Source organism: Paenibacillus sp. fava2 (assembly GCF_058313675.1).
This window is the reverse complement of sequence record NZ_JBZFQH010000002.1, coordinates 1-10838: the sequence shown is the minus strand read 5'-3', so window position 1 is coordinate 10838 and position 10838 is coordinate 1. Positions and strand designations below refer to the sequence as shown.

The window sequence follows — 10838 nt, the reverse complement described above, 5'->3', positions numbered from 1 at the left end:
TTATTCCCTCGCGCTTTAATGATGGTTTGTTTCAAAATCGTATATAGTAACTACAATAGAAGATATAATAGAAACCAAAAGAGTATCTTTAACGGAACATCCGCTAAAAACCCTTTATATTAAAGGTGTTTTTAATAGATACTATAATAGTATCTATTAAAGTATTTTTGTTCTATTCGTTAATAATTACCTAGAACAAACATTGCATTTCAACAGAATACAGTCAGAAAATACGATTTTTTCCGTCAAAATTCGATATGGAAACCAATTTAGAAACCGTAATAGTAACTACAAAAAAAGCTTGATATATAAGGGTTTTTTAGAGGTTGATTATTTATTATTTACTTGATATAATTATTGCAGTAACTGTAATGGTATCTATAAGAACGGAGGTGGTGATTTTTTAATGGAAATACAACTTCACCAAAAGTACATAGGGGTTGAATTCAGTCAGGAGCAGCTGTCTATGTTCACAGATATCGTTGAGTCAGACATAGCTTTGAAGAGAATTCTGCTAGCTATTGGCCAGCATGCGGACTCCCATAAGAATGATGAACTCAATAGTGGAATCTCGATTAAGGAATTGGCGGAGAAGGTAAAGCTCCAACGAAGAGTGCTGAAAAAGGGGAAAAAATACGAAACAGTTGAAGCCAATATTGACCGGAAGCATGCGGAACGTATCGTCGATTCACTGCTGAAAATGACCTTGTGCTACTATAAGTCCTTCCACCCTACCAAGCTTGTTTTCTTGACTCCGCGTGGTCGTAATGTCGCCGGAGAAGTTATTCGCAGAACACGAAGTATAAATTCAAATTAGTCTGAAACCATTCTATATTAAGGAGTGAATAATTTGACATCATATCGTGAAAACACCCCCTCTATTCCAATGACAATCGTAGGATTTGGACAAGCCGGTACACGTATTGCAGACAGGTTCGCAGCATATAAAACTATGGATGGTTCTCCTTCATATACTACGCTTGCTTTAAATTCAAACGATGGAGACTTGGAAGAACTCAAATTTATTCCGCAGGATAACCGGTTGTCTTTGAAGCTTGGGGGATTGGGAAAAAACCCGGAAAAAGCCTTGACCATTCTCGAAGAGAATGCGCAGGTCAAAGAATCTCTAAAATCATTCATCACAACAAAGGTCGGCGTTAAGGATCAGCTCGTACTGTTTATCGCAGGACTTGGCGGTGGTACCGGTACTGCCACCATTATTAAAGCGATTGATGAATTTCATGACCACCATAATATGAGTAAGGTCAGAAAGGAAATGCAAGCAATCCGAACTACTGTTGGTGACCTTGAATTTAGAAAAAACATTAAAACCTACCAGCAACAGGCTTTCATCAAAGTTAAGGATCAATTTGTTAAAATCGGAGTGATTGCCACAATCCCTGTTCGTAGTGATGGTCCCGATGTTTTGCGGCAAGTCAATGATTTTGCTTCCCGGATTTGGAACATGGCTAAGAATCCCACGAAAGGGATCGCCTTCGTCACCTTCCCAGACAACCAGATGTTCTATGATCGTTTTGTTGCGGAACAAGGAACCCTGATGCCAAAGATTAAGAACTATAGGGATTTCGCAAATAATGAAATCAGTTCAATTCTTCATGAACTTAACACTGGCACGAATGGTAGTGGGACGTCAGTCATTTTTGACTCGAATGACTTTAGACGTATTGTGCTTGAAAAGGTTGGATGCTTGGTCATGAATCGGGTAGAAACAAACGTTAAGGCTATTTCCAATAGTGATGACCTGACCAAGTTGTTTGTCGATTCCCTGGATAGTAATAACCTGCATGACTCTATCGCACTTGTAGAGCATGCTGAAGATGGGTCATCCCAGTACGCCAAAATTCAGCATGTTGGACTGTTAGGAATTATTCCTCCAGACCTAAATAAATTTGAAAGCTCCTTTATTGATAATGCGAAAGAAGAAGTAGCAAGTAGGCTGCCTCTGCTTGGAACTATATTTTCCGGTTATTTGAATGAGCCGAATAATTTTAAAGCGACTGCGTTTTCATTTTATAAAACAGAAGCTCTCCCTTCCCGGCTCTCTAAGGGACTCGTAACAGAGTATGAAGAATATATGGCCAAACAAAGAGCTGTGACCTTTAAAGAAGAGTCTATCCAACAAATAGCTGCGGCCCAAGAAGAAGTATTCGATTTTGATATGGACCTCAGTGAATTTGGTATTGATGGTATTGACGATCCAGATGCCCAAGCTACTGAGTCAGATAAATCCAGCGATGACTTAATTGATAATATGGACTTCTCTGATATTGATCCTAACTCGCTCACTTAAAGCTAATAGTAAAATGGCGCACTAAGACTTCCTCTAAGTCTTGGTGCGTCTTTTTATGCATTCTAGGAGTCCTCTTCCCCACCCGCGCATCCCTATCCAAGACTACCCGACATTAATTCATTGGTCTGCTTGTACTCCACTCAATATTTTTATCTAGTCTAGGCATACCATCTGCAGCGCCGGCTGGCCTCCTGGAACTGGACGGTTTATCGGACGCCGGGCGAACGGCTTGATTTGTTTCTTCTGCTGAAGATCTGTGCTGATGCACCTGGATGTATGGATGCAGTTGTGATCGCCGCCTGACGGCCTGCTTTTTTGATCTGGGCACACTAGCTGCAGCGCGGCTGGCCTGCCGGCATTGGACGGGTTACCGGACGCCGGGCGGTCGGCTTGATTTGTTTCTTCTGATGAAGATCCGGCGGATGCACCTGGATGTATGGATGCAGCTGCGGTCGCCGCCAGACGGCGCTGGTTCATCGATCTGGGCACACCAGCTGCAGCGCGGCTGACCTGCCGGCACTGGACGGGTTACCGGACGCCGGGCGGACGGCTTGATTGTTTCTTCGTCTGAAGGTCCGGCGGATGCACCTGGATGTTGGTAGCAGCTGCGGTCGCCGCCAGACGGCGCTGATTCATCGATCTAGGCACACCAGCTGCAGCGCGGCTGGCCTGCCGGCACTGGACGGGTTACCGGACGCCAGGCGGACGGCCGTTTCTGCTGCAGATCCTCTTTGGATGTATGGATGCAGCTACGGTCGCCGCCAGACGGCGCTGGTTCATCGATCTGGGCACACCAGCTGCAGCGCGGCTGACCTGCCGGCACTGGACGGGTTACCGGACGCCGGGCGGACGGCTTGATTGTTTCTTCGTCTGAAGGTCCGGCGGATGCACCTGGATGTTGGTAGCAGCTGCGGTCGCCGCCAGACGGCGCTGATTCATCGATCTAAGCACACCAGCTGCAGCGCGGCTGGCCTGCCCGCATTGGACGGTTTATCGGACGCCGGGCGGACGGTTTGATTTGTTTCTTCTTCAGAAGATCCGGCGGATGCACCTGGATGTTGGTAGCAGCCGCGATCGCCGCCAGACGGCGCTGATTCATTGATCTGGGCACACCAGCTGCAGCGCGGCTGGCTTGCCGGCACTGGACGGGTTACCGGACGCCGGGCGGACGGCTTGGTTTGTTTCTTCGTCTGAAGATCCGGCGGATGCACCTGGGTGTTGGTAGCAGCTACGATCGCCAGACGGCCTGCTTTTTTGATCTGGGCACACCAGCTGCAGCGCGGCTGGCCTGCCGGCATTGGACGGTTTATCGGACGCCGGGCGGACGGCTTGATTTGTTTCTTCTGCAGAAGATCCGGCTGATGCACTTGGATGTATGGATGCAGCCGCGATCGCCGCCAGACGGCGCTGATTCATTGATCTGGGCACACCAGCTGCAGCGCGGCTGGCCTGCCGGCACTGGACGGGTTACCGAACGCCAGGCGGACGGCCGTTTCTGCTGCAGATCCTCTTTGGATGTATGGATGCAGCTACGGTCGCCGCCAGACGGCGCTGGTTCATCGATCTGGGCACACCAGCTGCAGCGCGGCTGACCTGCCGGCACTGGACGGGTTACCGGACGCCGGGCGGACGGCTTGATTGTTTCTTCGTCTGAAGGTCCGGCGGATGCACCTGGATGTTGGTAGCAGCTGCGGTCGCCGCCAGACGGCGCTGATTCATCGATCTAAGCACACCAGCTGCAGCGCGGCTGGCCTGCCCGCATTGGACGGTTTATCGGACGCCGGGCGGACGGTTTGATTTGTTTCTTCTTCAGAAGATCCGGCGGATGCACCTGGATGTTGGTAGCAGCCGCGATCGCCGCCAGACGGCGCTGATTCATTGATCTGGGCACACCAGCTGCAGCGCGGCTGACCTGCCGGCACTGGACGGGTTACCGGACGCCGGGCGGACGGCTTGATTGTTTCTTCGTCTGAAGATCCGGCGGATGCACCTGGGTGTTGGTAGCAGCTACGATCGCCAGACGGCCTGCTTTTTTGATCTGGGCACACCAGCTGCAGCGCGGCTGGCCTGCCGGCATTGGACGGTTTATCGGACGCCGGGCGGACGGCTTGATTTGTTTCTTCTGCAGAAGATCCGGCTGATGCACCTGGATGTATGGATGCAGCCGCGATCGCCGCCAGACGGCGCTGATTCATTGATCTGGGCACACCAGCTGCAGCGCGGCTGGCCTGCCGGCACTGGACGGGTTACCGAACGCCAGGCGGACGGCCGTTTCTGCTGCAGATCCTCTTTGGATGTATGGATGCAGCTACGGTCGCCGCCAGACGGCGCTGGTTCATCGATCTGGGCACACCAGCTGCAGCGCGGCTGACCTGCCGGCACTGGACGGGTTACCGGACGCCGGGCGGACGGCTTGATTGTTTCTTCGTCTGAAGGTCCGGCGGATGCACCTGGATGTTGGTAGCAGCCGCGATCGCCGCCAGACAGCGCTGATTCATTGATCTGGGCACACCAGCTGCAGCGCGGCTGGCTTGCCGGCACTGGACGGGTTACCGGACGCCGGGCGGACTGATGGAACTGTGTTGAGTTACCAGGTACATAGGGAAGGGAGGGAGTCAAAAACTCCTGATTAACAGTAACTACTATCATTCATCCTCCTTGATATACAACTATTGTGAAATATTCATATAATGAAAAATTCACAATAAAAGCAGCCTGTAGTATGTATTAAGCAACTAAGCAACAGGGGGAGCCCCCCAACCAAAACACCTACCCTGTGGATAATTCGATAAGCTGAATTAAATATCCACAATCCGCTGAGAAAAGGTAAAAACGCTAATGCGTTTTCGCCGTTCCGGCTGATTGAAAACATTCTCCCCACGCCCGCCCCTACATTAAAGGTGAATTGAACTGCACAAAAGGCATTTCGCTTTGTTCTTTTGAGAAGGGGTGATGTGGACACAATTCACCTTATCCCGAAAGGTAAGCAACATCGGTGGTCGCTTACTGGGATAAGGTAGGTTTAAACAAACGGGTCAGCACTATCGGCGGCTGACTGCCGGAATTGTTTCTACCACGCGCTTTTAGCGCCTATTGATCGATTACTCTAACTGGTTACGGTTCCTATGACCAGTCTGCCACTACAGCATTCAATAGCTCATTCAAACCGGGGTCTAGCCTCCCCTGAACAGTTTCCAGCAGGGTTCTATCGGCTCTTTACCTCGTACTATTCGGAACGGTCGTTTCCCTGGATGGAGTCACATCCATATGGGTTACACTTCGTTTTGCCTTACGTTGGACTAGCTTTCGCCGGGGTTATGTGCTTGGAGACACGCCCAACATGCCCCCGTCCGTGCGATTGTCATCCCGACTGAAGGTAAACGGGGGCTAGGCCGGCTTCACTTTGCATCTGGTTAGGATGCAAGTGTGAGCCACGGATGAACGTGGCAACCCGGTAATAACCGCACGCTTGGGGTAAGGCTCCCTCCTGTACGATCGACAGTTTTTTTACGTGTTATTCCTGCCCGTTTTGTAACATAAACCACGGAGCTACGCTGTGCTCAGCAAGGATTAATTCCTATTCTTAAAAAAGACAATAGGAAACTAAGCCTTCAAAGGTCGCCAATTTGTTAAAAAATGTAAATCGACAGAAACCCAAGGCGTTATCATATTTTATTATGGTAGAGTTAGCTCGAAAGCCGCTCTCTAATTTTGGCAATAGAAAACCAGACCCCATGCCCTCAAATTTTCAAAAAAATCGAAAAGAGAAGGGGGGTAGCCTATTGATTTTTCACTTTTTTGGCAGCCAATCGGTTATGTACGCTCCTTCCAGCGCGGCCCTGGCCTTGGGGCTGAGTCCCTTAGACAACTAAAAAAGCCCTGTGTCTACCGAAATTGATCCGGTGGACACAGGGCTTTACGTTTGTCAGCAGAATGACCTATGAAACTTCTCCCATTTTGCTTCAAACGCTTGAAAGGACTGCGTTTGATATGCTAGAATAGTGTCATCAAGTTGTATAAACACAACCTAATCAATATTCACTGAAAAGAAGGTCATCGTAAGGCGCCTGTTTCTCCCGAAGGACTAGTTCGGTAGGAGCAGCTGAAGGGTTGGTAGCCCATGAGCCGCTGAAACGATGGCTTTTTTTTATTGTCAAGGGTAGTTAATTTGAAAGGTTACCAGGCATCTATCATTTTAGGACGCCTATTAACATTTACTATAGCACAGCTGCAAAAAATCATAAAGTCGAATTTTGGGTATAATTAAGAACCTTTCTCGAAATTGCCGTAAATTTCTAAATTCTTGATATGATACAATCATCAGTCAGTCCGGCCGATTCTTATATTTTGCGCTGGACGGGCGATAGGAGGGAAGCCGGTAAATGAAGCAAATGTTGCGAAAACGTGAGTTAATCGATGCTGTGAATGTACCCAAAAGCACGGTTTCCGATTGGATCATTGAATTTCATATGTTTATTCCGACGACAAAAGAGGGCTCTATCACCTATTACCGTCCCGATTGCATTGCAGTTCTACTTGAGATCAAACGGCTGCGGGAAGAGAATTACGCAAAACCCGAGATTCTTCGTGAATTAATGAGCCGGTTCCCTATTACCGTAGAGGGAGCCGCTGCGGATGAAATCCGTATAAGTTTAGATAAAGAGCTTGAGTCTACATATCCTGATCCTCATGTGACTACTCGTATGATGGAGGAAATTACAAAAACGGCTCTTGTTGTGGGTCAACATTCTGAGGACCTTCAAAAGCACCAGGAACGTTTGGACGGCCAAGATCTTCAGTTATCCGATCATACAGCTGCCATGCTGGATCTGCAAAGAAAACTAGATGAAGTGAAAGCCGAATTGGCCAGTACCCAGGAGCACTTGCGTAAAAAAAGTCGTTGGTGGAATCGTTGGTTCTGATAGGATAAAGTGGATCCGCTGAAGGTTGGTTTTTTTGAGAAATGAAAGGAAGAGATTAGTGCGCTTATTAAATCGTTCTATTAAAGCATTTCCGATAGAAGGGTGGATCACTCCGGATCCAAAGAATTCAAACCTTCTGGATATTGACGAATCTATAGCGGTTATGAAGTTCCTTAATCCACTAATTGAACGGTCTTTCGAATACGCTGACAATGAGCCGCGAGACCAGCGGAGAACAGGCGGTAACACGAAAATGGAACCTGAAGCCAGTTTTCTTGATGCTGCTAGCGGTGAGCGTGCTATCGTTGAAATCAAACAATTCCCTTACGAAGCGCTTCAAGCTAAGGCAGCTCTATTGTTTAAACATCCTTATTTTTTTAATTTCTTTTTGGAGACTCACAAAAAATATTCTGACTCCGAAAGCTGCATTGTCTTTGATTTTTCTGTTAAAGATGTAAATGTGTCTCCAACATTAGCGATCAACGATCTGATGAAAATAGATCCGTTCGAAGGTGTTTCTAACAAATATCTCAATTTCAAGGCATCTAAGTGGCCTCGGAACACATCATTCACGCTAAATAATGGTGAGAAACTACACTTTGCAGAACATCCCGACAAGTTTTTTGTCATCGAGCATGAAGCAACCCCTATTTCTGAAGATCAGGCCGTCCAAGAAGCTACTAACTTTGAACTTTACGCCGATTTGCTTTACCAAAAATGGATATTAGGTAAATGGGATATGAAGTTTAATCAAGATGAATATAGAGAGTACAAGAAATATCTTTATCTTAAAATTAGAATGGAGAATTCGAAACACTACGCTATATCTACTGGGTATTTTTCGTTACAAGCATTCGGAGACGCTTTTTTGAAGCGTTATGGTAAGACTGAAAGTGTCAGCCAGCTGGACGGTATTCTTTTTAATGTGGGCAATCACTATCAGCTTGTAGATTGCGCTGAAGAGGGGTTTACGTGGAGGGCGCTGCAGTTTCCAGAGTCCTGAGCCCCCGTAAAAGCGTATGTGCGAGACGATTCGCGTTCTAGCAATATTCCTCTCACTTCCTGAAATCAAGAGCTCTAAAGCCGTTTAAGAACGCCTGAAGCTACAACAAAGCCCCGGTCTAATGAGATCGGGGCCTTTCTTTATTCTTCCGGACTTGTAAGATACCGATTCAGGAGAGCCCAGACTTCCTTGTGCGTGTACATATTCGTGTCCGCACTTAATTCCGCCGGCACTTCAAGTCCAAATTCCTTCTCACACCAAATTTTCACCGTTTTGAGCTCTCTGCCTTCACCAACAGTGCCCATTATCTCTATAAGGGATAATTGCTTCTTCTCTGCAGTAAGCAATTTTTCATAATGTGCCTCTTTGTTACCCTCGAAAGTTTCCATCAATTTCTTCATATCCATACTTCTCAGCTCCTTTTCTTATAATTCCATCCCTAAATTTCTTATCGGTTGAATATGTACCTGACTGGCCTGATCTAACATCATATTACGGGTTTGTTTAGACAAATAAGGCGCATTTTCAAACCGTATTTGCTTGATGTCATTCCCGCCGTGCACCTGGTACCGTAATGTTTCATGGCCATTCACCTTCTCATAAAAATAGCGGTCTACCTTTTGATGTAGAAGCTCGGCTGTCACTTGGTTCCCAGTAGGTAGCCCATCGGCTTCCTTCAGAATATGCAGCAGCTGCCGCGGCTCTGCTGGAGTGATCCACTTCTCCTGATTCGTTCCTATATTTGCCTTATTATAAAATTCAGCAAGCCTGGATTCGTTGATCTGCAGGACTTCCCCTTTATCCCTTACATAAAACTGTGAGGGATGCCTTTCCGTTGTGTCGTAGAGATATATCGAATCAACCAGGTTCTCGATCTGCTTAACTGTCTCCGGCACCTTTTGATGACTCTCACGTATGACCGACTCTGGAACGCGGCGCTGTTCGATGATGAAGCGCTTTTCTGCTCTTTGCAGGGCTTCATCCAATGAAACATCCGCAATCACGACAGAGACTTTATATCCATGGCTGCGGGCTAGACCAATCATGCGCTCGGCGCGCCCCGCTGATTTCATTGTTCCATCCAGGAGGATATTAATATTCTTTTCTAAGCCTTTGGAAAATAAGGCCTCAGCAATATCGCTACTTTCTTCATGCAGCCGGCTGGCCGTTGTATTCGGATCCTGCTGCAGAAATGAAGCGTGCTCCGGTAGCATTGATTTTATCGTATCTGAATCGATATGTATGACATGCTCATTGTCGTCTGCAAAGCTCTGCAGAAGTAGTTTAGATATCGATGTCTTTCCGGATGCAGATCCGCCGCCTAAAAAAATAACTAATGACTGGTCTGCAGGTGGCTGAAGGTGAGCCGTAAGATCCTGAATGATACGCTGATGAAGCATTTGGCGAAACTCTGTGTATTGGCCATTAAGAAAATATGCTTCCTTCGTGGTTTGGAAGTCCAATCGGGTTCCCCCATTTCGATGTATAATCTATCAATAATTATATCACCGCACTCAGGTAAGCAACTATAAACAATACCTCAACCTCATTGATTTAGATCACCCTAATTTGCTGCTAATTTTGTATTACTGGCAAATCAATGTTCGCCATTTCGGATGAACCAAACGAAAAAGCTCCAGGAGTGCCTTATATTCAAGTTGTCCCACACGGCTACCCGTAATACCCAGCGCCTGCCCTATAGCCTTCAGCGATTCTTTCTGACCGCCCCAGAGTCCAAAACGGCGGCTAATGATAGATTGTTTCCGTGTATCTCGCATGAAAGAAACATGCGTTTCAAAAATCCCCTTAAAGATCACTTCCTCTTCAGATGTTAACTTTACTGTTTGTTTTGGGTTTGTACGTGAACGGCCATAATACAGATCCTTGCAACCCTTTGTAAATACAATCATTTGCTCTTCGGTCATTGTATTATCCTCCTTAATTGTAGCCGGTCACTGACCGGCTACGTTTTTTATATAGCTTTATTTCAGAGAGGATCCGCAGCCTCCCATACTGAATTCATAATGGTTTAACGGTCCTAGTATCCAGTTTTAGCACTAGATCAATCACTTTTTTACGAATAGTCATGTTTTGGCTCACAGCCTTTTGGAGAATCTCTTTTCCTTTCTCCGGAATTAAACCTAAACCGTATTCCAGCAAGACTTCTTCAGCCTGCTGCAGCGCATCCCGCGCCTCCAGGATGTCAGCCCACAAACCGGAATCTTCAATGAGCTTTGAACAATCCTTCATCGCTTTTTCCCGCTGCTGCTCATCGTTAATAGCCCAGCTCGCCCGCGGAATGCTACCATCCTCATTCCGGATTTGATTCGATGAAATATACGCTTGTTCCATGACTTTATACTGCAGTTCTAATGCTTCATGAATAGACTTGGCCAAAAGGTAAGATTCTTGCTCTTGGTTACTGTTCTTAACCATATACCCGCCTCCCCTTAAACCCGCCTTCAGCTACTGACCCAGCTGCAGCAGGAAGATTTAAACTTACACGTTAGTCCGATGCTTCGCCGGGGTTGAAATCACCTCGATGAGCAGCAGCGCTATGATTAATAGTAAAGATAGGACTCCCCCAACCAGGAGAGATCCG

General features: G+C 47.1%; 15 protein-coding genes. 8 read left to right on the top strand and 7 right to left on the bottom strand.

Annotation, left to right across the window (positions count from 1 at the left end; all coding sequences use genetic code 11):
- The first annotated feature begins 406 nt into the window (after positions 1–406).
- The 4 genes from AC4G46_RS32145 (at position 407) to AC4G46_RS32130 (ending at position 3185) form a co-directional block, all read left to right on the top strand.
- Positions 407–817, top strand: a complete 411-nt coding sequence (locus tag AC4G46_RS32145) for a hypothetical protein (protein WP_491129043.1) — start codon at positions 407–409, stop codon at positions 815–817.
- A gap of 33 nt (positions 818–850) precedes the next feature.
- Positions 851–2311 (top strand): FtsZ/tubulin family protein, encoded by a 1461-nt coding sequence (locus tag AC4G46_RS32140; RefSeq protein ID WP_491129042.1) that lies wholly within the window; start codon positions 851–853, stop codon positions 2309–2311.
- Between the two features lie 272 nt (positions 2312–2583).
- Entirely contained in the window at positions 2584–2820 is a 237-nt protein-coding gene (locus tag AC4G46_RS32135; protein WP_491129041.1) for a hypothetical protein, read from the top strand.
- A gap of 230 nt (positions 2821–3050) precedes the next feature.
- The gene (locus tag AC4G46_RS32130; protein WP_491129037.1) at positions 3051–3185 is read left to right on the top strand and encodes a hypothetical protein; all 135 of its coding nucleotides are present in this window, start codon (positions 3051–3053) and stop codon (positions 3183–3185) included.
- Between the two features lie 61 nt (positions 3186–3246).
- Here the strand turns inward: AC4G46_RS32130 and AC4G46_RS32125 are convergent, their stop codons facing one another.
- Positions 3247–3678 (bottom strand): hypothetical protein, encoded by a 432-nt coding sequence (locus AC4G46_RS32125; RefSeq protein ID WP_491129040.1) that lies wholly within the window; start codon positions 3676–3678, stop codon positions 3247–3249.
- Positions 3679–3830: 152 nt separating this feature from the next.
- Between AC4G46_RS32125 and AC4G46_RS32120 the strand changes: the two genes are divergently transcribed.
- Positions 3831–3965, top strand: a complete 135-nt coding sequence (locus AC4G46_RS32120) for a hypothetical protein (RefSeq protein ID WP_491129037.1) — start codon at positions 3831–3833, stop codon at positions 3963–3965.
- Positions 3966–4034: 69 nt separating this feature from the next.
- Here the strand turns inward: AC4G46_RS32120 and AC4G46_RS32115 are convergent, their stop codons facing one another.
- Complete coding sequence (locus AC4G46_RS32115; protein ID WP_491129039.1) at positions 4035–4190, bottom strand: hypothetical protein; 156 nt, start codon at positions 4188–4190, stop codon at positions 4035–4037.
- Between the two features lie 51 nt (positions 4191–4241).
- The gene (locus tag AC4G46_RS32110; protein ID WP_491129038.1) at positions 4242–4457 is read right to left on the bottom strand and encodes a hypothetical protein; all 216 of its coding nucleotides are present in this window, start codon (positions 4455–4457) and stop codon (positions 4242–4244) included.
- 152 nt (positions 4458–4609) lie between these two features.
- Here AC4G46_RS32110 and AC4G46_RS32105 point away from each other — a divergent pair, with 152 nt between their 5' ends.
- From AC4G46_RS32105 to AC4G46_RS32095, 3 genes are all read left to right on the top strand, one after another.
- Positions 4610–4744: a hypothetical protein gene (locus tag AC4G46_RS32105; RefSeq protein WP_491129037.1), complete on the top strand. Its 135-nt coding sequence runs from the start codon at positions 4610–4612 to the stop codon at positions 4742–4744.
- A gap of 1949 nt (positions 4745–6693) precedes the next feature.
- Entirely contained in the window at positions 6694–7233 is a 540-nt protein-coding gene (locus AC4G46_RS32100; protein WP_491129036.1) for a MerR family transcriptional regulator, read from the top strand.
- A 58-nt stretch (positions 7234–7291) separates the two neighbouring features.
- Positions 7292–8236: a hypothetical protein gene (locus AC4G46_RS32095; RefSeq protein ID WP_491129035.1), complete on the top strand. Its 945-nt coding sequence runs from the start codon at positions 7292–7294 to the stop codon at positions 8234–8236.
- A 140-nt stretch (positions 8237–8376) separates the two neighbouring features.
- Here AC4G46_RS32095 and AC4G46_RS32090 read toward each other — a convergent pair whose 3' ends face one another.
- The 4 genes from AC4G46_RS32090 to AC4G46_RS32075 all read right to left on the bottom strand — a co-directional run bounded on the left by AC4G46_RS32090 (position 8377) and on the right by AC4G46_RS32075 (position 10672).
- Complete coding sequence (locus tag AC4G46_RS32090; RefSeq protein WP_491129034.1) at positions 8377–8643, bottom strand: hypothetical protein; 267 nt, start codon at positions 8641–8643, stop codon at positions 8377–8379.
- 18 nt (positions 8644–8661) lie between these two features.
- Positions 8662–9699, bottom strand: a complete 1038-nt coding sequence (locus AC4G46_RS32085; RefSeq protein WP_491129033.1) for a zeta toxin family protein — start codon at positions 9697–9699, stop codon at positions 8662–8664.
- Positions 9700–9822: 123 nt separating this feature from the next.
- A complete protein-coding gene (locus AC4G46_RS32080) occupies positions 9823–10161 on the bottom strand; it encodes a sigma factor-like helix-turn-helix DNA-binding protein (protein WP_491129032.1) in 339 nt (112 codons plus the stop codon).
- A gap of 94 nt (positions 10162–10255) precedes the next feature.
- Positions 10256–10672: a hypothetical protein gene (locus AC4G46_RS32075; RefSeq protein ID WP_491129031.1), complete on the bottom strand. Its 417-nt coding sequence runs from the start codon at positions 10670–10672 to the stop codon at positions 10256–10258.
- Between the last annotated feature and the right edge of the window lie 166 nt (positions 10673–10838).

What these genes read in the sequence shown, in the direction of transcription:
- AC4G46_RS32145 (WP_491129043.1), top strand. Translation starts at nt 407, where the DNA reads ATGGAAATACAACTTCACCAAAAGTACATAGGGGTTGAATTCAGTCAG.
- AC4G46_RS32135 (WP_491129041.1), top strand. Translation starts at nt 2,584, where the DNA reads ATGTATGGATGCAGTTGTGATCGCCGCCTGACGGCCTGCTTTTTTGAT.
- AC4G46_RS32130 (WP_491129037.1), top strand. Translation starts at nt 3,051, where the DNA reads ATGGATGCAGCTACGGTCGCCGCCAGACGGCGCTGGTTCATCGATCTG.
- AC4G46_RS32120 (WP_491129037.1), top strand. Translation starts at nt 3,831, where the DNA reads ATGGATGCAGCTACGGTCGCCGCCAGACGGCGCTGGTTCATCGATCTG.
- AC4G46_RS32115 (WP_491129039.1), bottom strand. Translation starts at nt 4,190, where the DNA reads ATGAATCAGCGCCGTCTGGCGGCGATCGCGGCTGCTACCAACATCCAG.
- AC4G46_RS32105 (WP_491129037.1), top strand. Translation starts at nt 4,610, where the DNA reads ATGGATGCAGCTACGGTCGCCGCCAGACGGCGCTGGTTCATCGATCTG.
- AC4G46_RS32100 (WP_491129036.1), top strand. Translation starts at nt 6,694, where the DNA reads ATGAAGCAAATGTTGCGAAAACGTGAGTTAATCGATGCTGTGAATGTA.
- AC4G46_RS32090 (WP_491129034.1), bottom strand. Translation starts at nt 8,643, where the DNA reads ATGGATATGAAGAAATTGATGGAAACTTTCGAGGGTAACAAAGAGGCA.
- AC4G46_RS32080 (WP_491129032.1), bottom strand. Translation starts at nt 10,161, where the DNA reads ATGACCGAAGAGCAAATGATTGTATTTACAAAGGGTTGCAAGGATCTG.
- AC4G46_RS32075 (WP_491129031.1), bottom strand. Translation starts at nt 10,672, where the DNA reads ATGGTTAAGAACAGTAACCAAGAGCAAGAATCTTACCTTTTGGCCAAG.